Origin of the sequence: Actinopolyspora biskrensis (assembly GCF_013408175.1) — a bacterium.
GTDB lineage: Bacteria > Actinomycetota > Actinomycetes > Mycobacteriales > Pseudonocardiaceae > Actinopolyspora > Actinopolyspora biskrensis.
Window position 1 is genome coordinate 44,261 of the sequence record NZ_JACBYW010000006.1, and the last position, 21,932, is coordinate 66,192.

The window sequence follows — 21,932 nt, forward strand, 5'->3', positions numbered from 1 at the left end:
GGAGCTCCGGAGCTCCGATTTTGCCTATAACTGGAACTTTTCCACAGGGGGATTCCCAGTTATAGGCAAAATCGGGAACCCCACGGGAGTGGACGCGAAGGGGAACGCCTCAGCTCGCTCCACCAGCGCCCGCAGGTGCGGCAGCGGCTCCGAAAGCAGTCCCACTCCGCTCGCCGGGCACCTCCACCAGGTGAGCCGGCACCGGGTTCCCCGGCGTTGCGCTGTCGGCGAATTCGCTGTCCCGGGGAGACTCCCCGTGGAAGTTTCGGCCGCATGACAGGACTGCGCTTCTCGTACAACGTCGACGGATTCGCCACCCGGGAGGACTTCGTCGAGACCTGCCGACGCGCCGAGCGATACGGGTACGACACGGTCTTCGCCGCCGACCACCTGGGGATTCCCGCACCGTTCCCGGTGCTGGTCGCCGCGGCGGAAGCCACCAGGCGGCTGCGGGTCGGCACGCTGGTGCTCAACGTGCCGTTCTGGAACCCCGCGCTGCTGGCCCGCGAGGTCGCCACGACCGACGTCCTCACCGGGGGGCGTCTGGAACTGGGCCTGGGAGCCGGTCACATGAAGTGGGAGTTCGACGAGGCGGGCATCCCCTGGCAGCCTTTCGGAGCTCGCGCGGATCGGCTCGCCGAGACCGTCGAGCAGCTCGGTCGGTTGTTCGCCCAGGACGGCTACCCGCAGCAGGAGGAACTCCGGGCGAGCCGCGACCTGCCCGCGCTGCGGCCCGTGCAGCGCCACGGTTTCGGCGGGGTCGGCCCACCGTTGATCGTGGGCGGCACCAGCGACCGCGTACTGGAGATCGCCGGGCGGAGCGCCGATGTCGTCAGCGTTCCCGGGATCTTCCAGGCCGAGGGGCAGCCGCCGGGCACGATGCGGCTCGGTACGCCCGAGGAAGTCGAGGAACGGGTGCGCTACGCCGCCGAACGCGCCGGTCGTCGAGCCGACCGGATCGAGTGGCACGCGCTCGTCCAGCTGGTGGTGCACACCGAGGACCGACGCGCCACCGCCGAGCAGCTGACTCGGCGGTACGGGCCGGAGTCGACACCGCCGGAACTGCTGCTGCGGAGCCCGTTCGTGCTCATCGGCACCACCGAGCAGATGGCCGAGCAGGTGCTGCGCAACCGGGAGCGCTACGGCTTCACCTACTACACCGTCCACGGCCCCTACCTGGACACCCTCGCTACCGTCGTCGAGCGGGTCCGCGAGATCGAGGGTTAGGTCTTCCGCCCGAGACACAGGGTTCGGGCGGCCGCGTGCCTCTCCGGACGGCGCAGGCGGCCGGTCGGCGTTCGAAGCGTTTCCCGGAGCTCCGGAGCTCCGATTTTGCCTATAACTGGAGGTCCCCTGTGGATAAGTCCCAGTTATAGGCAAAATCGGGAAACCCACGGGAACAGGCCCCGGGGGAACGCCTCAGCTCACTCCGCCAGCGCCCGCAGGTGCGGCAGCAGCTCGCGCAGCGCTCGGCCCCGGTGCGAGTCCGCGTCCTTCTCCGCCGAGGACAGCTCCGCCGAGGTGCGGCTCTCCCCCTCGGGCACGAAGATCGGATCGTAACCGAAACCGTTGGTCCCGCGCGGCTCACGCACGATGCGACCCGGCCAGCTGCCGCGAACCACCGTCTCCGAACCGTCCGGGGTGATCAACGCGGCGGCGGCCACGAAGGCCGCCCCGCGCCGCTCGTCGGGCACGTCGCCCAGCTGGGCCAGCACCAGCTCCAGATTCGCCTGGTCGTCGCCGTGCCCGCCCGCCCAGCGCGCCGACAGCACCCCGGGCATCCCGTTGAGCGCGTCCACGCTCAACCCCGAGTCGTCGGCCACGGCCGGAAGCCCACTGGCCCGAGCCGCATCGGCGGCCTTGGCCAGCGCGTTCTCCTCGAACGTCGCCCCCGTCTCGGGGGCCTCCGGGAACTCGGGCACGTCGTCCAGCCCGACCACCTCGACACCCGCCACCCCGGCGTCGGCGAGGATGCGGCGCAGCTCGACCAGCTTCTTCGAGTTGCGGGTGGCCAGCAACAGCCTGCTCATGCCTTGCTCCCCGGAAGCTTGCCCGGATAGGGCTCGGCCAGCGCCTCGGCCTGCAGCTCGCACAGCCGGGCCGAACCGGCCAGCGCCTTGTCCAGCATCTCGTCCAGGGTGGAACGCGGGAAGGTCGCACCCTCCCCGGTGCCCTGCACCTCCACGAAGGTCCCGTGGTCGGTGGCCACCACGTTCATGTCCACCTCGGCGCGGGAGTCCTCCTCGTACGGCAGGTCCAACCGGACCCTGCCGTCCACCACACCGACACTGACCGCGGAAACGGCGCAGGACAGCGGCTTGGGATCGGAAAGGCGCTTGGAGGCACGCAGCCAGGTGACCGCGTCGGCCAGCGCCACGTACGCCCCGGTGATCGCCGCGGTGCGCGTCCCACCGTCGGCCTGGATCACGTCGCAGTCCAGCGTGATCGTGTTCTCCCCCAGCGCGCTCATGTCGATGCAGCTGCGCAGCGAACGCCCCACCAGCCTGCTGATCTCGTGCGTGCGCCCGCCGATCTTGCCCTTGACCGCCTCGCGCACCCCGCGCGTGTTCGTCGCCGAGGGCAGCATCGCGTACTCGGCCGTCACCCACCCCAGACCGGAACCGGAGCGCCAGCGCGGAACCCCGTCCTGCACGCTGGCCGCACACAGCACCCGCGTGCGACCGAATTCAACCATCACCGACCCGGCGGGCCAGTCCTGGTAACCACGGGTGATCCGTACGTCCCTGAGCGCGTCGTCGCTCCTGCCATCAGCTCTTGCCACGCGCACCACCCTAGAACGTCGCCGTGGACGGCCGGAAAACCGCCGGAGTTTTCCGGCCGCACCCGGCTCACTCCTCGACGGTGCTCCAGTCGACGGACTCGGGACGCTGCCCCGTGCGCAGGAACTCGCTCAGCGCCTCGGCCAGCACACCGAGGTCCACCCCGCTGCCCGCGGGGAACTCGACGTCCTCCCCGACCAGCGCGGGCGATTCGGGATCCCCCCGCAGCACGGCGAGATCGTGCTCGACGTCGATGTAGCTCAGATAGCCGTAGCCGTCCCGCACGGCCACGCACACGTCGTGGTCGAGCATCCCGGTCTCCTCGTCGGCCGGTTCGCGGTGCTCGTGCCAAACGGCGGCCACCCCGGCCCCCGGCTCGGCCAGGCGGCTGAGCAGCCCGCTCACCTCGGACGGGTCGGTCAACGTCACACCGTCGCCGCCGTTCGGGGCGTCCGGCGAGTCGATCGGCCAAACGGCGGTGACAGTCATGCCAACACTCCATCTCGACGGCGGAACTCCGACCGGGGCAGTATCCCACCCCCGAAGCGCACCACCGCGAAACGCCACCGGCGAACCGGGAGTCCACGCCGACCGAACCGGAAAACCGCCGTCAGACTTCGTAGGTCTCGGCCGCGGAGACCAGCTCCACCGGAGCCGAAGTGCTCGCACGTGCCTCGGCGAGGATCGCGGCACTGTCGGCCCAGGGCTGCAGGTGCGTCAGCAGCAGCCTGCCCACCGAACCGTCCTCGGCCACCTCGGCGGCCTGCCTGCCCGATAGGTGCAGCCCGTCCGGGCGGTCCGGGGAGTCCTGCCAGGAGGCCTCGGACAGCAGCACGTCGACGTCGGCGGCGAGCTCGGCGAGCCTGCCGCAGGGGCCGGTGTCGCCGGTGTAGGCCAGCACCCTGCCCTCGGCGGCCACCCGGAAACCCCAGCTGGGGCAGATGTGCTCCATGGGGAAAGCCGTGATCTCGAACGGGCCGATCCGCACGGGGGTCTCGGGCACGGGGCGGAACTCGAACACGTCGGAGAGGTCGGTCGCGGCGCGCTCGGCGGCGCTCGGGGCGTACAGCGCGGCCAACCGGTCCGGCGCCTCCTCCGGGCCGAACACGCTCAGCCTGCGCTCACCCGGGGAGTGCGGCGGGTCCGGGTGGTACCGGCGCAGCACCGTCAGGGCACCGAAGTCCGCGCAGTGGTCGGGGTGCAGGTGTGAGAGCAGCAGGGCGTCCGGGGCGAACGGATCGGCGAAGCGCTGCAGGGTTCCCAACGTGCCGTTGCCCAGATCGAGCAGGATCCGGACGCCGCCCGACTCCACCAGGTACCCCGAGGCGGGCGTGGCGGAGCCCGGGATGCTGCCGGAGCAACCGAGGATCGTCAGCTTCACACGACCGAGCGTGACACGTCGGGCGGCAACGCAACATCGGATGTGACGGAAGGCCCGAGGAAACGCCGGGCCAGCTTGGCGAACGGCTCGGCCGAGCCCGTGGCGCGGAACTCGTGCTTCGGCGGCTCGTGGGAGGCATCCCGCTCCGCGAGCAGCTCGCGTTCGGTGAGCACCCGCACCACGTCCTTCGCCGTCTCCTCGGCGCTGGAGACCAGGGTCACCTGATCACCCATGACGATCTGCAGCACACCGGTCAGCAGCGGATAGTGGGTGCACCCGAGCACCAGGGTGTCGATGTCGGCCCGCTGCAGCGGATCCAGATAAGCCTGCACCAGCCCGAGGATCTGCCTGCCGGAAGTCGTCCCGCGCTCGACGAAGTTCACGAACCTGGGGCAGGCCACGGTGTGCAGGGACACGCCGGGAGCAGCGGCGAAAGCGTCCTCGTAGGCACGGGAACGAACGGTCGCGCTGGTTCCGATCACCCCCACCCTGCCGTTGCGGGTGGTGGCCGCCGCGCGGCGTGCGGCCGGCAGCACGACCTCCACCACGGGGATGTCGTAACGCTCCCGCGCGTCCCGCAGGCAGGCGGCCGAAGCGGTGTTGCAGGCCACGACCAGCATCTTCACGCCCTCTTCGACGAGGGAGTCCGCCACCGAGAGGGCGTGCTCGCGCACCCGTGCGATCGGCTGTGGCCCGTAGGGGCCGTTGGCGGTGTCCCCCACGTACCGCAGCCGCTCCCCGGGAAGCTGGTCCATGATCGCGCGGGCCACCGTGAGGCCGCCCACGCCGGAATCGAAGATCCCGATCGGTGCTTGGGTCACGACCCCAGTCTGCCCGGGAGGTCACCGGAACGCGCGGACCCGGCCCTGTGCGGCCGGTCACTCCGAGTCACCAGCCAGGCCGCGAGCACACCTCCCACCGCTCCGAACAGGTGCGCCTGCCACGAGACCCCCTGTTGTCCGGGCAGGACTCCCCACAGCATTCCGCCCCAGTAGACGACCAGCACCACGGCCACCAGGATCTGCGCCACGCTCCCGGTGAAGAAACCGCGCACCAGCAGGAACATCAGCCAGCCGAAGGCGATGCCCGAAGCGCCGAGATGGGTGGTCGACTCCCCGGCGACCAGCCAGGTCCCCAACCCCCCGACCAGCCAGACCACGGCGGTGACGGCGACGAACCGGCGGATCCCTCCCGCCATGCACAGCCACCCGAGCACCAGCAACGGCAGGGTGTTGGCCATCAGGTGCTCCCAGCCGTAGTGCAGCAGCGGAGCCCAGATGATGCCGTCCAGGCCCTCCACCTCACGTGGTTGGATGCCGTTGACGTCGAGTCCGTGCACGCTGCCGGGAGTGGTCGGTCCCATCTGGAAGAAAAGCTGGTCGGTCAGTTCCAGCACGTACAGCAGTGCCACGAAAGCCAGCGCCACCGCGGCCGCCCGCCCGGGGCGCGGTGGCAGCACTCGGGGTTTGCGCCGTGAACCAGATCCCGTGGAGGCCGAACTCACACCGCCGAGCCTACGCTGATCGCGGCAGGCGCGACCACGTGCGGGCGGGTGCCGCGGAGCGCCCGAGTCCCCGCGGCGCTCCCGGTCGAACGCTTCGCGCGAAACCGTCACCCCGGAACACTTCCGGAAAGAGGGTTTCGCGCGAAACCGTCAAGAGTCGGGTGGGGTTCCGCCGAGGCGGGCCCTCGGTGCGCAGCCGCAGCGGAGCCCCGCCACGAGAGCGCGCCGAACGAAGTCCCGCCCCGGGGATCAGGCCCAGAGCTGCCCGTCCAACTGCTGCGCGGCCTCGTCCAGCGTGCCCCCGTAGGCGCCCGTGGACAGGTACTTCCAGCCGGCGTCGGCCACCAGGAAGACGATCTCGGCGGGCTCCCCGGCCGCGACGGCGCGTTCACCCACCGTCAGCGCGGCGTGCAGCACGGCACCGGTGGAGATACCGGCGAAGATGCCCTCGTACTCCAGCAGTTGGCGGGTCCGCCGCAACGCGTCGTACGAGCCGACGGAGAACCGCCGGTTGAGCACGTCGGCGTCGTAGAGCTCCGGAACGAAGCCCTCGTCCAGGTTCCGCAGCCCGTAGACCAGCTCGCCGTAGCGCGGCTCGGAGGCCACGATCTGGGTGCCCGGCTTCTGCTCGTGCAGGTAGCGCCCCACACCCACCAGCGTTCCCGTGGTTCCGAGGCCTGCGACGAAGTGCGTCACGTTCGGGAGGTCACTCAGGATCTCCGGGCCGGTCCCCCGGTAGTGCGCCTCGGCGTTGGCCGAGTTGCCGTACTGGTACAGCATCACCCAGTCCGGGTTCTGCTCGGCCAGCTGCTTGGCCACGGTCACGGCCTGGTTCGAGCCGCCCTCGGCCGGGGAGGAGACGATGCGCGCTCCGTAGGCCTGCAGGATCTGCCTGCGTTCCTCGGAGGTGTTCTCCGGCATCACGCAAACGAGTCCGTACCCCTTCAGCGAAGCGGCCATGGCCAGGGAGATACCGGTGTTTCCCGAGGTCGGCTCCAGGATCGTGCACCCCTGGGTGAGGGTGCCCTCCTTCTCGGCGGCCTCGATCATGGCCAGCGCGGGCCGGTCCTTGACCGAACCGGTCGGGTTGCGGTCCTCCAGCTTCGCCCACAACCGCACGTCGGAGGACGGCGAGAGCCGCGGCAGTCCGACCAGCGGGGTGTCCCCGAGGGTGTCCAGCAACGAGTCGTAGCGGGCCACGTCAATCTCCTCCCCGCGAGAGAACGCTTCAGCGCATGCCGCCCGCGACGGCGGGCAGGATCGTCAGGCTGTCCCCGTCGGAAACCGAGGCCTCGAGACCGCCGACGAACCGGACGTCCTCGTCGTTGACGTAGACGTTCACGAACCGGTGCAGCGCACCGTCCTTGACCAGCCGATCCTTGAGTCCCGTGTGCCGCGAGTCCAGATCGTTGATCACCTCGGCCACGGTGCTGCCGTCGGCCTCAACCGACTTCTGCCCCCCGGTGTGAGTGCGCAGAATAGTCGGAATCGAAACATTGACTGCCATGGCGCAACCTCCTGTGAACCACACGTAATTTCGCAAATCCACCCGACAGCCACGCCGCGCACGTCCGCGCGGCGTGGGGGCTCAGCCTCGGTCGGGGATGTCGTCGCTGCCGGTGTGGGCGAACATGTAGGACTCGACGACCTCCACCGGCTCCTCGGTGACGACGCCGTCGACGATGCTGTAGGAGCGCAGCTCGTATTCCTGCGGGTCCCTCGTGGACACGAGCACGTAGTGCGCGTTGGGTTCCGAGGCGTAGGCCACATCGGTACGCGAGGGGTACGCCTCGGTGGCGGTGTGCGAGTGGTAGATGACCACCGGTTCCTCGTCCGCGGCGTCCATGGCCCGCCAGACCTGCAGTTGCTCGGTGGAGTCGAACCGATAGAACGTCGGCGAACGTTCGGCGTTGATCATCTCGATCACCCGCTCGGGGCGATCTGACCCTTCCGGGCCCGCTACCACACCACACGCCTCATCCGGGTGGTCCCGTCGAGCATGCGCAACCATCGCATCCACGAGGTCGCGTCGGATCACCAGCACAGCCACCATCCTACGGGGTGAGTCACCGGGGTCCCACGATGTGAACCCGGTGGCGGATCGTTCCTGAGGTCGAAACGTCGCTCGACCATGATTCATTCCCGTTCGGGATGGTAAAGGCGTGTGTAACCGGGCACTGCGGCCACCGACCCGGCCGCGAGCACCGCGTGCACGATCGCCCGTGCCGTGACCTCGGCAGCCACCGTGCAAACCGCGTCGAGCGCAGCCACCCAGCCGGGCTCGCCCGGGGCCGGAGCGCCGGAGCGGTCCCCGGTGGCCAGCGCGAACACGGTGTCCCCGTCGGTCATCCCGTGCGCGGGGCGGACCGCGCGGGCCACACCGTCGTGCGCGGCCACGGCGATCCTGCGGCACTCGGACTTGCCGAATCCCGCGTCGGTGGCCACCACTCCGATGGTGGTGTTCAGCGGGGCGATCTCCGCACCGGCGCGGTCCGTGCGCGCGCTCCGCCCCCGTGCCGCGGCGATCGCCTCGGCGGAGGGAGCGGGGACGTCGAACTCCCCCTCCAGACCGCTGGAAAGCGCCCACGGCAGCCCCGTCCGCGGGTCGACCACCGCTCCCGAGGAGTTGACCGCGATCAACGCGCCGACAGTGGTTCCGTCGTCCAGCACCGCGCTGGCCGTCCCCACACCACCCTTGATCGCCCCGGCCACGGCCCCGGTTCCCGCGCCGACGTTGCCCGTCGCGGGAACTCCGCGGGTCCGCCCCTCGCAGGCGGCGTAGCCGAACGTGGCGTCCGGACGTCTTCCCCAGTCGCTCATCGGGAGGTCGAACAGCACGGCCGCGGGCACGATCGGCACCACCTCGTGCGGAGTGCTCCCCACCCGCAGCCCGTGCCCGCGTTCGGCCAGCCAGCGCAGCACCCCGTCAGCGGCGGAGAGCCCGAAGGCGCTGCCCCCGCCGAGCAGCACCCCGTGCACCAGCTGCACCAGGTGGTCGGGGTCGAGCACGTCGGTTTCCCGCGTTCCGGGACCCGCCCCTCGGACGTCCACCCCGGCTGCGGCCCCCTCCGGCGTGAGCACCACCGTGCTCCCGGTGGCCCAGCGCTCGTCGAGCCGGTGCCGGTGCCCCACCGACACCCCGGTCACATCGGTGATCGTGTTGTTCGGCCCCGCCCCGGGCGGTGAGTCGACCATCAGTCCGTCCTGTAGAGGGTCGACGGCTCGGCTTGAGCAGGTGGTTCCGTGGGGGAACCTCAGCCGGGGTCTCGCTGCGGGAACCGGCACATCGAGTAGCCACCGTGCAGGCCGCTACCCGATGTCGGGCCTCGCCGGAGCGGGAGCCCGCGAGGGGTTCCGCCAAGTGACCACCTACGTCAACCGAACCGAGAAACGTAGGTCAAGAAGTCAGGGCCCGGATCATACTGTCCTGCACCCAGGTGAGCCACTGGTAGACGTAGTAGTGCTCGCGCTGCAACTGGTCCTCCGGAGGTTCCTCCGGGGTCTCCTCCGAGATGTCCAGCGCCGTGCCGAGCGCGAGGCGCACGTCGTTGATCGCGGACAGCCAGCTGTCGGCCTGGTCCTCGGTCAGCGACACCGTCCCGCCCTGCTCCGGGCAGGTTTCCAGCACGGTCTCCGCCACTCCGCTCTTGTGGTCGATCAGGTCGGGTTCGTGCAGCGAACGCAGCGCCCCCGCCGTGTCGGCGTCCTCGGCCTCGGGTTCGAAGCTGTCCCTGTCCGGCCGGATGAAATCCGGCAGCAACCTCGCCAGCACGCTCTCCTGCGGCGGCGTGTTCGGGCCGGTGCGCATCCCGGTCAACTCGGCCAGCTCGTCCTGCGGAGCCTGCTCCGCACGGGCGGTGAGCATGTCCTTGATCTCGCCGACGAGGCCCCGGATCACCGCCGCCTCGTTGGCTTCGAGTTCGCTCACCAACCGGCCGTTGTCGCGTGTCCAATCCTGCACTGGGTTCGCTGTCCGTTCACGAGTCGTGCTGCATGGTTGCCCAGAGGCCCGCGGCGTGAAGCTTCGCCACGTCGCCCTCCACTTTTTCCTTGGATCCCGAGGAGACCACGGCCCTCCCCTTGTTGTGCACGTCCAGCATGAGCTTGGTGGCGTGTTCCTCGCTGTAGCCGAAGACCTTCTGCAACACGTAGGTCACGTACGACATCAGGTTGACCGGATCGTTCCACACGATGGTCACCCACGGCCGTTCCGACGCTCCGGTTTCCTCCGGTTCGACCTGCGCGCTCTCCGCTTCGGCTGGGGTGGTCATGTCCCCATTCTCACACGCTCGCGGTCGGCGGCTGGTGCCCACGTGCCTTCCCACGGCACGTAATCTCGCGTATATGACCGATCCAGCCAGTACCGCGCTGCGCACCGACCACTACGAACTGACCATGCTCAGCAGCGCGTTGCGTGACGGCACGGCCCAGCGCGACTGCGTGTTCGAGGTCTTCACCAGGAACCTGCCGGACGGGCGCCGCTACGGGGTGGTCGGCGGCGTCGAACGGCTGTTGGACGCGGTGGAGAACTTCCGGTTCGACCAGCGGACGCTGGAGGTCCTCGAACGCGACCGGGTGTGCGACGAGCGAACGCTCGACTGGCTGCGCGAGTACCGCTTCACCGGTGACGTGGACGGCTATCCGGAGGGCGAGCTGTACTTTCCCGGCTCTCCCGTGCTGACGGTGCGGGGGACGTTCGCCGAGGCGGTGCTGCTGGAGACGGTGATCCTGTCGATCCTCAACCACGACAGCGCCGTGGCGGCCGCGGCGACCAGGATGTCCTCGGCCGCCAACGGCAGACGCATCATCGAGATGGGCTCCCGCCGCACCCACGAGGACTCGGCCGTGTCCTGTGCCCGCGTCTCCTATCTGGCCGGTTTCACGGCCACCTCGAACCTGGAGGCCGGGGCACGCTACGGGATCCCCACGGCCGGAACCTCGGCCCACTCGTTCACCCTGCTGCACGACAGCGAACGGGAGGCGTTCCAGGCCCAGGTCGACGCGCTCGGGGCGGGCACGACCCTGCTGGTCGACACCTACGACATCACCGAGGGCATCCGCACCGCCGTGGAGGTGGCCGGCCCCGAGCTGGGGGCCGTGCGCATCGACTCCGGGGACGTCGGGGTGCTGGCCAGGCAGGCGCGGGAACAGCTCGACTCGCTCGGGGCCACGGGCACGCGGATCGTGGTTTCCGGGGACCTGGACGAGTTCGCGATCGCCTCGCTGCGCGCGGAACCGGTGGACGTCTACGGGGTGGGGACCTCCCTGGTCGTCGGGTCCGGCGCCCCCACCGCGGGGATGGTCTACAAACTGGCCGAGGTGGACGGCCGCCCCGTGGCCAAACGCAGCTCGCACAAGGAGTCGCGCGGCGGGAGCAAGGCCGCGTTGCGCAGGCACAAGCCGACCGGCACCGCGCTGGAGGAGGTCGTCTACCGCAACGGTGCGGGAGCCGAGCCGCCCGCGGCCGGACCGCACGACAGGTTCGTGCAGACACCGTTGATCCGGGGAGGCCGGAGGGTCGAGAATCTGCCCGGGCTGGAGGACAATCGACAGCGACTCCGGCACGCGCTGGTGAGCCTTCCCTGGGAGGGGCTCAAGTTGTCCTCGGGGGAGCCCGCCATCCCCACGGTGTTCGAGAACCACTGAAGCGCCGGAGGGTGGAGTTCCGCGCGGCGGGAAGGTTGGAGGTGCGAGGATGACCAGGGCGCTGATCGTCGTCGACGTGCAGAACGACTTCTGCGAGGGTGGCGCGCTGGCCGTGAGCGGAGGAGCCGGGATCGCCTCGGCGATCTCGAGTCACCTCGCCACGGCCGAGCACGACCACGTGGTCGCGACCAGGGACTATCACATAGATCCCGGGGACCACTTCGCCGAGAACCCAGACTTCGTGACCTCCTGGCCGGTGCACTGCGTGGCGGGAAGCGCCGGGGCCGCTTTCCATCCCGAGCTGGATGTGGCCCCGATCCAGGCCGTCTTCTCCAAGGGGCAGTACAGCCACGGGTACTCGGGGTTCGAGGGCAACGGGCTGGCCGAGTGGCTGGCCGAGCGGGACGTGACCTCGGTCGACGTCGTCGGTCTGGCCACCGACCACTGCGTGCGCGCCACCGCGCTGGACTCCGCCGAGTCCGGTTTCGACACCAGGGTGCTGCTCGACCTCACTGCCGGGGTCGCGGAGGAGACCGTGGGACGCGCCCGGGAGCAGCTGCGCGCGGCGGGGGTGACCCTCTCCGGCGAGCCGGTGGTGCGCGGCTGACCGGTTTCCCCGCTTCGGTTGTCGTGGACCGCCGCGTGGCGGAACCTCCTGCGGGCTCTCGCTCCGCCGAGGCCCGGCATCGGGTAGCGGAGGGCACCGAAGGCCGCTGCGGTAACGTCGGCGAACGTGCCCGCTTCCGTTCCGAACTGGTCCGTTTCCGACGTATTCGAGCCCGACGGCACCGAACAACTACCTCCCGAACTCGTGGAGCAGAGCGCTCCCGAGCCGGAGCAGACCTCTTCCGGGGCGGGCGAGTTCCCCACCCCGAACACGACGGAACGCGCGGAGCCCGCCGATCTGGACACGCTGCTCTCGGTCGCGGTCGGAGCCGTTTCCGGCACACCGCGGGAGGGCCAGACCGCGATGGCGAAGGCGGTGGACAACGCCATCGGCTCCGGTGAGCACCTGGCCGTTCAGGCGGGAACCGGAACCGGGAAGTCGCTGGCCTACCTGGTTCCCGCGATCCGGCACGCCGTGGCCGCGAACACGACCGTGGTCGTTTCCACCGCGACCATCGCGTTGCAGCGGCAGCTGGTGGACCGCGACCTGCCCCGGCTGGCCACGGCGCTTTCCGAGGGGCTCGGCCGGAGGCCGACGTTCGCGATCCTCAAGGGCAGGCGCAACTACCTGTGCCTGAACAGGGTGCACGGCAACGCTCCCGAGGAACCGGAGGAGTCCGCGCTGTTCGACCCCTCCGCGACCTCCGCGCTGGAACGCGATGTGCGCAGGCTGCGCGAGTGGTCCTCGGAGACCGATACGGGGGATCGCGACGAGCTGGTCCCGGGGGTGTCGGAACGCGCGTGGCGTCAGATGTCGGTCACGGCCAACGAGTGTCTAGGGGCGCACCGCTGCCCGGTGGGTGCGGACTGCTTCGCCGAGCGGGCCCGCGGCGAGGCCGGGCGCGCGGACATCGTGGTCACCAACCACGCCCTGCTCGCGATCGACGCGCTGGACGACCGCCCGGTGCTTCCCGAGCACGACATGGTGGTGGTCGACGAGGCGCACGACCTGGTGGACCGGGTGACTTCAGCCGCCAGTGGCGAGCTCTCCGGTTCCGCCGTGAAGCAGGCCGCCAAGAGGTGCGGCCGCGCGGTGGACGAGGAGATCGCCGACCGGCTGAACGAGGCCGGTGAGGGACTCGAGTTCGTGCTCGGGGAATCGGCTCCCGGAAGGCTGGAGGAGTTGCCGCGGGAGTTGACCTCCGCGCTCTCCGGGGTCCGGGACGCCGCCGGTGCCTGCGTGACCGCGCTGGGGACCGAGCACCGCGAGGACGTGGAGACGGGCAGCGTCCGCAAACTCGCCCTGGCGCCCACCCAGGAGGTCCACGACACCGCGATGCGGTTGCTCGACGGGTTCGACGCCCCGGAGGGGGAGCGGCACGACGTGGTGTGGATCAGCGCGGAGAACGGCCGCGCGCCCGCGCTGAAGGTGGCTCCGCTCGGGGTGGGCGGGCTGCTGCGCCAGCGGTTGTTCGAGCAGCGGACGACCGTGTTGACCTCCGCGACGCTGGCGCTCGGCGGTTCCTTCGACACGCTGGCCGGGCAGTGGGGGCTGCCTCCGCAGCGGGCGGCCCGTCCCGCTCCCGAGACCGCGACCGCCGAAGAACCCCCTTCCGACGGAGCGGAGCCGAGCTGGGTCGGTCTCGACGTGGGATCACCCTTCGACTACCGGCGCAGCGGCATCCTCTACGTCGCCCGGCACCTGCCCTCCCCCGGCAGGGACGGGCTCCCGGAGTCCTATCTGGACGAACTCGCCGAGCTGGTCACGGCGGCCGGAGGCCGCACCCTCGGCCTGTTCTCCTCCATGCGGGCGGCACGTCAGGCCTGCGACGAGCTGCGGGAGCGACTGTCCACACCGGTGCTGTGCCAGGGGGAGGACAGCACGGGACTGCTGGTGGACTCCTTCGCGAAGGACCCGGCCACGAGCCTGTTCGGCACCCTGTCGCTGTGGCAGGGGGTGGATGTGCCCGGTGAGTCGCTGCAACTGGTCGTGATGGACCGCATCCCGTTCCCCAGGCCGGACGACCCGCTCGCCTCGGCGCGGCAGAAGGCCATCTCGGCGAACGGGGGCAACGGGTTCATCACGGTCGCGGGAACCCACGCCGCGCTGCTGCTGGCCCAGGGCGCGGGCAGGCTGCTGCGCTCGGCCGCCGACCGCGGGGTGATCGCCGTGCTCGACCCCCGGCTGGCCACCGCTCGTTACGGGAGTTTCCTGCGCGCCTCGCTGCCCCCGTTCTGGAGCACCCACGACCCCGAGGTGGTTCGGGGCGCGCTGCGGCGGCTGGACTCGGCGGCGGCGAACCGGTGAGCGGACGGGGCGTGCTCCACGGCGGGCCGGGGTCGGTCCCTCCCGGAGTCACGCCCCGTGCCGGCGCTCCGGTCGCGAGCCCGTTCACCTACCGGAACCGGAAGTGCTCATGTCGCGTTCGCGCTGACGCTCGGACTGCTCGGGCATCTCCGGATGCGTGTACTCCTCCAGGCGCATGGCCACGCCGAGCGCGAAGAACGTCGGGGCCCACTCCCCGACGAAGATCCCCCACCTGTCGGCACGAGCCAGGTTCTCTCCCTGCAGACCGCGGGAGGCCGCCCAGGAGACGACCGAGAAGAGTATCGAGGCGATCCCCGCCCCGAACATCTTGTCCGAGTCCATTCCGTATTTGCGCAGCATCGAAATCATGCGAACACCTCTCGGATCACGCCCGCTGCCAGCGGGTGGCGGAGCCGGGCACTTCTTGGACCACCCCCGGGATTTCCCTTCCTGGCCCGGGTAAACCCGGCGGAGGCGGGAACCCGATCCCCGTGACGGCCACTCACCGGCGGCACCGGCCGAGCACCGACAAGACCGAACGCGGACTCCACGCGGCGAGGCACCTCGCTCGTTGTGGAGTTCCCACAACAGCGCCGGATTTTTTCTGTAATGCCGACGATCGCGGTTAGGTTGTCCGCTGTTCCGCCCGAGGCACGACGGGACCGCGCCGAACCAGCGGTCCGTCCACGCTTCCGGGCCCCTCCCGAACGTTTCCGCAGGAGAACAGCGTGACCGAATCCCCCCGCCCCTCGGAAGGGCGGTCAGGTGGCGCACAGCCGGCCGCCGACCTGGCCCGCATCGTGGTCTTCGCCGCGTTCACCGCGGTGCTCGGCACCTTCCCCGGTATCTACCTGGCCGGTGCGGCGGTGCCGATCGTGCTGCAGAACACCGGTCCACTGCTGGCTGGCAGCCTGCTCGGAGCCCGCCGTGGTGCCGCTTCGGTGCTGCTGCTGCTCGTGCTGGTCGCGCTCGGGCTGCCGCTGCTGTCCGGGGGGCGCGGTGGAATAGCCCCGTTCTTCGGTCCCAGCGGCGGATTCCTCGTGGGCTGGATCGCCTCGGCACTGGTGGTGGGACTGATCGTGTCCGCGGCACGCAGGCCCACCCTCGCGGTGCTGCTGCCGGCCAACCTGGCCGGAATCGCCGTGGACTACCTGTTCGGCGTCCCCTTCATGGCCCAGGCGATCGGCGACCTCCGCGCGGCAGGCGTGGCCTCCCTCGGCTACCTCCCGGGCGACCTGGCCAAGATCGTGCTGGTCTCGCTGGTCGCGGCTGCCGTGCACCGCGCCTTCCCGAACTCCCTGCCCCGCCGGAAGGCAGCGGCGAAAGCATGAACCCGGCTGCGAGCACGCGACCGGGTCCTGAAGCGCCCGGCACGGACGTCCCGCCCGAGGCGGTTCCCCCGATCCTGGCGGGAGGCCTGCCCCGCGCGCTCCACCACGGTTCCCGCGGCCTCACCGCCGCCGAACTGGTCGGCTCGGCGCACGCCGCTGCCGCCGAGCTCCACTCCTCCGGAGCGGCCGAGGGCAGCCGGGTCGCCGTCGAGGGCGACGGCACCGCCCCGGACCGGCTCGCCCACCTGCTCGGTTCCGACCTGCTCGGCGCCGGTGCGCTGCTGCTCGAACCGGGGTGGAGCGCAGCCGAACGCGCGGCGGTCCTCGAGGACGTCGCTCCGGACGTGTGGACCGGTGGGCAACCCGGAACCCCGGCCCCCCGATTCGCCGCGCGCGGCTCGGGGCGGAGCCTGTTCCACTTCCCCACCACCTCGGGCAGCACGAGCCGTCCCAAGGTCCTCGCCCGCACCCGCTCCTCCTGGTGGTACAGCTTCGAGGCCTTCGAGGTCGGCATAACCGGGGAGGACACGGTGCTTGTCCCCGGCCCGCTGAGCTCGTCGCTGTTCCTGTTCGGAGCTCTGCACGCCATGCACCTCGGTGCCGGGGTGGAGCTGCTCGAACGCTGGTCGGCGGACGAAGCGGCGGAGGCCTGCTCCAGGGCGAGCGCCGTGCACCTCGTGCCGTCCATGCTCGCTGCGCTGCTCGCGGTGCTCGAACGCGATCCGCGGGCGCGTGCGCGGTGCCGGGTGCGCCGCTTCATCTGCGGCGGGGCCGAACCGGACGCGCGGCTCCGGGAGCGCCTGGCGGAAGCGCTGCCCGGCTGCGAGCTGGTGGAGTACTACGGATCGGCCGAGCACTCGGTCGTGGCCCTGCGCGGCTCCGACGGGCTGCTGCGCCCGGCCCGCCACGTGGAGACCGAGATCCGCGACGGGCCGCACGTGGTCCACCCCGGCGGCACGGGGACCCTGTGGGTGCGTTCCCCGCTGGGTTTCTCCGGACGGATGGAGTCCGGGGCGCTGACCCCCGCGGAACCCGGTTTCCACAGCGTGGGGGACTTCGCCTCCGCCCACGCCGACGGCGGGTTCACCGTGCTGGGACGTGGTTCCGCCACCATCGGCAGCGGGGCCGAGCTGGTACCGGCCGAGCGGGTGGAGAACGTGCTGCGTTCCGTCCCCGGGGTGGCCGACGCGGTGGTCGTGGGCACCCCGCACCCCAGATTCGGTTCCCTGGTCACCGCGGTACTCGAAGTCGACCCCTCCGCTCCTCCCCCCGTGGCCGAACTCCGCCGGGTGGCCAGGGAGTCGCTGAGCAGCGCACAGCGCCCGCGCCGCTGGCTCTCCGCGCGAGCGCTTCCACGCACCCCGGCGGGCAAACCGGCCCGGGGCCGGATCGAGGACCAGCTCGATTCGGGAGAGCTCCCCACCGGGACGCTGCGATGACCGATCCCGGCGTTCACCCGCACACCCCCGTGATCGTCGCCGCGCGCCGCACACCCGTCGGCACCGCGGGCGGATCGCTCCGCGATGTGGCCGTCGACCGGCTCGCCGCGGGCGCGCTCGAAGCCGCCCTGGGCGACAGCGGGTTCGACCGGGTCGACGACGTGCTGCTGGGCAACACGCGCGGCCCCGGCGGGAACCCCGCGCGGGTCGCCGCGCTGCGCGCGGGCCTCGGACACGGCACGCCGGGAACGACCGTGGACCGCCAGTGCGCGAGCGGGCTGAGCACGGTCGTCACCGCCGCCGACCTGGTGGCCGCCGGCGCCGGGAAGTACTACCTGGCCGGGGGCGCGGAGAGCGCGTCGACGGCTCCGTGGCGGGCCCGGCGCCCGCGGGACGCGGCCGAACCGCCGGTCTTCTACTCCCGCGCGCCGTTCGCCCCCGCCGAGATCGGTGACCCCGACATGGGGCCGGCCGCCGATCTCGTCGCCGCCGAAGCGGGGATCTCCCGGGCGCGGCAGGACCGCTTCGCGGCGCGCAGCCACCGGCGCGCCGTCGAGGCGCAGCGCTCGGGAGCGTTCGAGGCCGAGCTCGTCGAGGTGAACGGGGTCCGCACCGACGAGCGGCCACGCGCGGGCTTCGGCGAGCGGAGGCTGGCCAGGTTCCCGCCCGCGTTCACCGCCGGGGGTACCGTCACGGCGGCGAACTCGTGCGGCATCAGCGACGGTGCGGCGGTGGTGGCGGTCACCACGGAAAGCGAGAGGCGCGGGCTGGGGGTGCCGGGTGTCCGCCTGCTGGCCCGGGAAACCAGCGGTGCGGATCCCAACCGGCTCGGGCTGGCTGCCGTTCCCGCCATGCGCTCCGCGTTGGGGGCCACTGGCCGCGCCCCCGATGTGGTCGAGTTCACCGAGGCGTTCGCCGGGCAGGTGCTGGCCTGCACGGACGCCGTGGGGATCGACGAACGGGCGGTGAGTCCCGACGGAGGGGCGATCGCCCTCGGGCACCCGTGGGGAGCTTCCGGGGCGGTACTGCTCGTCCGGCTGTTCCACCGGATGACGACCCACGGGCACCGGGTGGGAATGGCCGCGTTGTCCTCGGGAGGCGGGATCGGGGTCGCCACCGTGTGGGAGCTGGTCCCTTGAACGCCTCCACCGAGAACGACGACCGCGCCGGAAGCGCGCGCGGCCCGCGCACCGGACGTCTCCGCTTCCGCGCGTCCCGATGGGAGAAACGATTGATCGAGTTCGACGGAGTGGGACACACCTACGGCGAGCACACGGTGCTTTCCGGGATCGATTTGCGGATCACGGAGCGCAGGGTGGCTTTCGTCGGCGCCAACGGCTCCGGCAAGTCCACGCTGGCCCGCATGATCAACGGGCTGGTGCACCCCACGCGGGGCAGGGTGCTGGTGGACGGCCTCGACCCGGTGCGGGACGGCAAGCGCGTCCGCTCGCGGGTCGGTTTCGTGTTCACCAACCCGGACTCCCAGATCGTCATGCCGACGGCCGGTGAGGACGTAGCCTTCTCGCTGCGCCGCAAAGGACTGTCCAAGAAGGAGCGGGAGGACCGGGCTGCCGCCGCGCTGGCCGAACACGGCCTGGAGGGGTACGCGGACCACCCGGCGCAGCAGCTCTCCGGTGGGCAGAAACAGCTGCTCGCGCTGTGCTCCATGCTGGTGCTCGACCCCGAGGTGCTGGTCTGCGACGAACCGACCACGCTGCTCGACCTGCGCAACAAGCGGCTCCTCGTCGAACGGCTGCAGGCTCTGGAGCAGCGCGTCGTGCTGGTCACGCACGATCTGGAGCTGTTGGACGACTTCGAGCGCGTCGTGGTCCTCGACCGGGGAGGAATCGTCGCCGACGACGAACCCGGCCGCGCGCTGCGCCACTACAGGGAGCTGGTGACGTGAGTTCCCCGCTCGGTCTCTACCAACCCGGCGACAGCCCGCTGCACCGGACTCCGGCCGGGTGGAAGTTCCTCGGCCTGATCGCCTTCGCCACCGTGATCGTCGTCTTCGACGAACCCGTTCCGCTCGCCCTGGGGGGCGTGGCGGTGCTGGTCGGATTCGTCACGGCACGCATCGGGCCGGGCAGGGTGTTCCGGATGATGCGGCTGCTGCTCGTGCTGCTCGCGGCCGTGTTCGCCTTGCAGTGGTGGTTGATCGGCCCGGAGAGCGCGACCGTGGTGTGCCTGCGGCTGCTCGTCGCGATCAGCGCGGCCAACCTGTTCACCCTCACCACCAGGATCGGTGATCTCGTCTCCGCGATCGAGCGCGGGCTGTCCCCCACCCGCGGGCTGGGGGTCCGTCCGGAGCTTCTCGGGCTGCTGGTCGGGCTGACCGTGCAGGCCGTGGGGGCGTTGTCGACCATCGCCGAGCAGACCCGGCAGGCCCAGCGGGCGCGGAACGCGACCCGCTCGGTTTCGGCGTTCGCCGTACCGTTCCTGGTGCGCACGCTGCGCCACGCCGACGAGCTCGGGGAGGCGCTGGCCGCGCGCGGAGTGGGCGACACCGCCCCGGAGGAACCGGAGCGCTCCGAACACGCCCCGCCCGAACGCGGGGACGACTGAATTCGGGCCTCCTCGCGGGCCGGTGTCGCGACGACGTCCTGCTCACGAGCGCGGCCGCGGTCGGCTCACTCGCCGGTGGGCAGCGGAACGTCCTCCGAGACCAGCTTCTCCTCGCGCAGTGTCCGCCAGAACTGCCCGGGGATCGGCGCGCGCAGCAGTTCGAGGTTCTGGCTCACGCGTTCGGGCCGGGACATTCCCGGGATCGTGGCGGCCACGGCCGGGTGCGCCAGCGGGAACTGCAGCGCGGCCGCCTTGAGATCCACCCCGTGGTCCTGCGCGACACCGCGCAGCCGCTCGACCTGCTCGAGCACCTCCGCGGAGGCCTCCTGGTACTCGAAGTGCCTGCCGCCCGCCAGCACGCCGGAGTTGAAGGGGCCGCCTGCGACGAGGTCGACGCCGCGCTCGAGGCAGGTGGGCAGCAAGCGCTGCACGGCGTGCGCGTGGTCGAACAGGGTGTAGCGCCCGGCCAGCAGGAATCCGTCGGGCTCCGGCTCGTCCAGCCCCAGGATCAGTTCGCACGGCTCGACCGTGTTCACGCCCAGTCCCCAGGCGCCTATGACGCCCTGATCCCGCAGACTCGTCAGCGCCCGGAACGCGCCGGTCCGCGCGGTGGCGAAGGCGTCGATCCAGTCGTCGCCGTGGAAGTCGGGGGACACGTCGTGCACCCACGCGACGTCGATGTGGTCGGTGCGCAACCGCTCCAGGCTCTGCTCGATCGCACGCACGGTGCCGTCGTAGGTGTAGTCGTCCCGGACCTTGTTCCTGCGTCCGTGCTCGAACAGCCCGCCCTTGTCCCCCAGGTCCCGCTCGGTCGGCTCCTCGATCTCGTCCTCGACCGTCCGGCCGACCTTCGTGCTGAGCACGTACTCGGAGCGGGGGTACCGGGCCAGCACCTGCCCGAGCCGGATCTCGGAGAGGCCGGCTCCGTAGATCGGCGCCGTGTCGTAGTAGCGGATGCCCTCGTTCCACGCCGTCTCGACCGTGGCCAGTGCGTCCTCCTCGGACACCGCGCGGAACATGTTGCCCAGCGGGGCCGCCCCGAATCCGAGTGCCCTGTCGGTCAGTAACGACCGGATGCTCATGTGTGCTCCTCGTTGTCAGCGTGAGGACGGCTCAGCCACCCCCGTGCCTTCCACTACGACGCTAGACTCGACCCGTATGACTGTCTAAGACTCGATAAGCGAGACTTGATTCCGCGAAGGTCTTGGATGGCGGACCCACGACGCCCCCGGTGTCGAGCACCCGCTCACGGGACAGCTGGAGGTTCCGCCTCCGCCGAACGAACCGAAACGGGAAACTCCGACGAATGCTGGACCTGCGTCAACTGCACTACTTCGTCACGGTCGCCGAGACCGAGCACGTGGGGCGTGCGGCCGAAGCGCTGCACATCTCGCAGTCCCCGTTGAGCCGCCGGATCGCCGAACTGGAAAAGCGCCTCGGCTGCGTGCTGTTCGAACGCGGACGGCAACGCATCCGGCTCACCGCCGACGGCGAGGTGTTCCTCGGCGAGGCGCGGGCGCTGCTGCGGCACGCCGAAAGGCTCGAATCACTCGGCCAACGGCTCGGACGGGGCGAAACGGGCGGACTGTGCCTCGGTTACGTGGGGCACGCCCTGCACGCCGGTGTGCTCCCCCGCGCGCTGCGCTCGATCCGCCGGGACCGGCCGGACGTGCACATCGCGCTGTACGACCAGTCGGCCGCGGACCAGCTGGAGGGACTGCGCCGGCGCAGCCTCGACATGGCTCTGGTGGACGCGCCACCGGAGGACGAGGACCCTCTTCTGGAATCGGCACTGGTGCTCGAGGACCCGCTCATGCTGGCCGTGCCGGCTCAGCACCCGCTGGCCGAGCGCGAGGACGTCCTTCCGGCCGATGTGGACGGGCAGTCCTGGATCACCGTGGCCGACGGCGGTCCCGCGGGCAACGACTCCGACAAGTTCCTGGCCTCGTGCGTGGAAGCCGGATTCACCCCCACCGTCCGCACGAGCGCCCCCGAACCGCTGGCCGCGTTGGGACTGGTCGCCTCCGGGCTGGGACTGGCGCTGATCCAGCGCAGCATGCGCGACAGCACCCCCTCCGAGGTCACGCTGCGCGAAATCCCCTGGTTCCCCTCCTCGGTGCGCCTGTGGGCGGCCTGGCACCACGTCGACCTGCGGCCCCTGGTCACCGAGTTCCGGCGGACACTGCTCGGCTCCTCCGTCCCCGGCAGTCGGTAGGTTCGAGCGCACATCGACGCGGCGAACCGGCCTTCCGCACGGGTGCGGGCGCCGCCGAGCAGTCGGTCGCAACAAGGCCCCCAACGGCGTCACGTTCGCGTCAGCACCGTGTCAGCGCTGCTCACTAGCTTCGCGGAGAGCAACGAAGGAATCGCTC

Annotated in this window: 24 protein-coding genes; 10 read left to right on the plus strand and 14 right to left on the minus strand. The window is 71.0% G+C overall.

Going from position 1 to position 21,932, the window contains the following annotated elements; all coding sequences use genetic code 11:
• The first annotated feature begins 273 nt into the window (after positions 1–273).
• Positions 274–1,227 carry a TIGR03621 family F420-dependent LLM class oxidoreductase gene (locus FHR84_RS15880; RefSeq protein WP_179536323.1) on the plus strand — a complete coding sequence of 318 codons (954 nt, stop codon included), beginning with the start codon at positions 274–276 and terminating at the stop codon, positions 1,225–1,227.
• Positions 1,228–1,424: 197 nt separating this feature from the next.
• On the opposite strand, the gene rdgB is transcribed toward FHR84_RS15880, so the two are convergent.
• From rdgB to clpS, 12 genes are all read right to left on the minus strand, one after another.
• Positions 1,425–2,030 (minus strand): RdgB/HAM1 family non-canonical purine NTP pyrophosphatase, encoded by a 606-nt coding sequence (rdgB, locus tag FHR84_RS15885; protein ID WP_179536324.1) that lies wholly within the window; start codon positions 2,028–2,030, stop codon positions 1,425–1,427.
• Complete coding sequence (gene rph, locus FHR84_RS15890) at positions 2,027–2,782, minus strand: ribonuclease PH (protein ID WP_179536325.1); 756 nt, start codon at positions 2,780–2,782, stop codon at positions 2,027–2,029. The genes rdgB and rph overlap by 4 nt, the downstream gene beginning before the upstream one ends.
• A 67-nt stretch (positions 2,783–2,849) precedes the next feature.
• On the minus strand, positions 2,850–3,269 hold the full coding sequence (locus FHR84_RS15895) for an Imm1 family immunity protein (RefSeq protein WP_179536326.1): 420 nt from the start codon (positions 3,267–3,269) through the stop codon (positions 2,850–2,852).
• Positions 3,270–3,390: 121 nt separating this feature from the next.
• A complete protein-coding gene (locus FHR84_RS15900) occupies positions 3,391–4,161 on the minus strand; it encodes an MBL fold metallo-hydrolase (RefSeq protein ID WP_179536327.1) in 771 nt (256 codons plus the stop codon).
• Positions 4,158–4,982, minus strand: coding sequence for a glutamate racemase (gene murI, locus FHR84_RS15905; RefSeq protein WP_179536328.1), 825 nt, complete (start codon positions 4,980–4,982; stop codon positions 4,158–4,160). The genes FHR84_RS15900 and murI overlap by 4 nt, the downstream gene beginning before the upstream one ends.
• Complete coding sequence (locus FHR84_RS15910; protein WP_179536640.1) at positions 4,979–5,620, minus strand: rhomboid family intramembrane serine protease; 642 nt, start codon at positions 5,618–5,620, stop codon at positions 4,979–4,981. Before FHR84_RS15910 ends, murI begins: the two co-directional genes overlap by 4 nt.
• Positions 5,621–5,914: 294 nt before the next feature.
• Positions 5,915–6,865 (minus strand): cysteine synthase, encoded by a 951-nt coding sequence (locus tag FHR84_RS15915; protein WP_179536329.1) that lies wholly within the window; start codon positions 6,863–6,865, stop codon positions 5,915–5,917.
• A gap of 28 nt (positions 6,866–6,893) precedes the next feature.
• The gene (locus tag FHR84_RS15920; RefSeq protein ID WP_179536330.1) at positions 6,894–7,172 is read right to left on the minus strand and encodes a MoaD/ThiS family protein; all 279 of its coding nucleotides are present in this window, start codon (positions 7,170–7,172) and stop codon (positions 6,894–6,896) included.
• A gap of 81 nt (positions 7,173–7,253) precedes the next feature.
• On the minus strand, positions 7,254–7,709 hold the full coding sequence (locus tag FHR84_RS15925; protein ID WP_343075301.1) for a M67 family metallopeptidase: 456 nt from the start codon (positions 7,707–7,709) through the stop codon (positions 7,254–7,256).
• A gap of 92 nt (positions 7,710–7,801) precedes the next feature.
• The gene (locus tag FHR84_RS15930; protein ID WP_179536332.1) at positions 7,802–8,860 is read right to left on the minus strand and encodes a P1 family peptidase; all 1,059 of its coding nucleotides are present in this window, start codon (positions 8,858–8,860) and stop codon (positions 7,802–7,804) included.
• A gap of 202 nt (positions 8,861–9,062) precedes the next feature.
• Positions 9,063–9,626, minus strand: a complete 564-nt coding sequence (locus tag FHR84_RS15935) for a DUF2017 family protein (RefSeq protein ID WP_179536333.1) — start codon at positions 9,624–9,626, stop codon at positions 9,063–9,065.
• A 16-nt stretch (positions 9,627–9,642) separates the two neighbouring features.
• On the minus strand, positions 9,643–9,936 hold the full coding sequence (gene clpS, locus FHR84_RS15940; protein ID WP_179536334.1) for an ATP-dependent Clp protease adapter ClpS: 294 nt from the start codon (positions 9,934–9,936) through the stop codon (positions 9,643–9,645).
• Positions 9,937–10,009: 73 nt separating this feature from the next.
• On the opposite strand from clpS, the gene FHR84_RS15945 reads away from it, so the two are divergent.
• The 3 genes from FHR84_RS15945 to FHR84_RS23345 all read left to right on the plus strand — a co-directional run bounded on the left by FHR84_RS15945 (position 10,010) and on the right by FHR84_RS23345 (position 14,225).
• Positions 10,010–11,311 carry a nicotinate phosphoribosyltransferase gene (locus tag FHR84_RS15945; RefSeq protein WP_179536335.1) on the plus strand — a complete coding sequence of 434 codons (1,302 nt, stop codon included), beginning with the start codon at positions 10,010–10,012 and terminating at the stop codon, positions 11,309–11,311.
• A gap of 49 nt (positions 11,312–11,360) precedes the next feature.
• Positions 11,361–11,918: a nicotinamidase gene (locus tag FHR84_RS15950; RefSeq protein WP_179536336.1), complete on the plus strand. Its 558-nt coding sequence runs from the start codon at positions 11,361–11,363 to the stop codon at positions 11,916–11,918.
• A 297-nt stretch (positions 11,919–12,215) separates the two neighbouring features.
• Entirely contained in the window at positions 12,216–14,225 is a 2,010-nt protein-coding gene (locus tag FHR84_RS23345; RefSeq protein ID WP_218863044.1) for an ATP-dependent DNA helicase, read from the plus strand.
• An 84-nt stretch (positions 14,226–14,309) separates the two neighbouring features.
• Here the strand turns inward: FHR84_RS23345 and FHR84_RS15960 are convergent, their stop codons facing one another.
• Positions 14,310–14,594: a hypothetical protein gene (locus FHR84_RS15960; protein ID WP_179536337.1), complete on the minus strand. Its 285-nt coding sequence runs from the start codon at positions 14,592–14,594 to the stop codon at positions 14,310–14,312.
• Positions 14,595–14,953: 359 nt separating this feature from the next.
• Between FHR84_RS15960 and FHR84_RS15965 the strand changes: the two genes are divergently transcribed.
• The 5 genes from FHR84_RS15965 to FHR84_RS15985 all read left to right on the plus strand — a co-directional run bounded on the left by FHR84_RS15965 (position 14,954) and on the right by FHR84_RS15985 (position 19,560).
• On the plus strand, positions 14,954–15,556 hold the full coding sequence (locus FHR84_RS15965) for a biotin transporter BioY (RefSeq protein WP_179536338.1): 603 nt from the start codon (positions 14,954–14,956) through the stop codon (positions 15,554–15,556).
• Positions 15,553–16,995 carry an AMP-binding protein gene (locus tag FHR84_RS15970; protein ID WP_179536339.1) on the plus strand — a complete coding sequence of 481 codons (1,443 nt, stop codon included), beginning with the start codon at positions 15,553–15,555 and terminating at the stop codon, positions 16,993–16,995. Before FHR84_RS15965 ends, FHR84_RS15970 begins: the two co-directional genes overlap by 4 nt.
• Positions 16,992–18,134, plus strand: coding sequence for a thiolase family protein (locus tag FHR84_RS15975; RefSeq protein ID WP_179536340.1), 1,143 nt, complete (start codon positions 16,992–16,994; stop codon positions 18,132–18,134). Before FHR84_RS15970 ends, FHR84_RS15975 begins: the two co-directional genes overlap by 4 nt.
• A 92-nt stretch (positions 18,135–18,226) precedes the next feature.
• Entirely contained in the window at positions 18,227–18,901 is a 675-nt protein-coding gene (locus FHR84_RS15980) for an ATP-binding cassette domain-containing protein (RefSeq protein ID WP_179536642.1), read from the plus strand.
• Positions 18,898–19,560 carry a CbiQ family ECF transporter T component gene (locus FHR84_RS15985; protein WP_179536341.1) on the plus strand — a complete coding sequence of 221 codons (663 nt, stop codon included), beginning with the start codon at positions 18,898–18,900 and terminating at the stop codon, positions 19,558–19,560. The genes FHR84_RS15980 and FHR84_RS15985 overlap by 4 nt, the downstream gene beginning before the upstream one ends.
• 65 nt (positions 19,561–19,625) lie before the next feature.
• Here FHR84_RS15985 and FHR84_RS15990 read toward each other — a convergent pair whose 3' ends face one another.
• On the minus strand, positions 19,626–20,642 hold the full coding sequence (locus FHR84_RS15990) for an aldo/keto reductase (RefSeq protein ID WP_179536342.1): 1,017 nt from the start codon (positions 20,640–20,642) through the stop codon (positions 19,626–19,628).
• 224 nt (positions 20,643–20,866) lie between these two features.
• On the opposite strand from FHR84_RS15990, the gene FHR84_RS15995 reads away from it, so the two are divergent.
• On the plus strand, positions 20,867–21,775 hold the full coding sequence (locus tag FHR84_RS15995; protein WP_179536343.1) for a LysR family transcriptional regulator: 909 nt from the start codon (positions 20,867–20,869) through the stop codon (positions 21,773–21,775).
• Positions 21,776–21,932 lie beyond the last annotated feature (157 nt).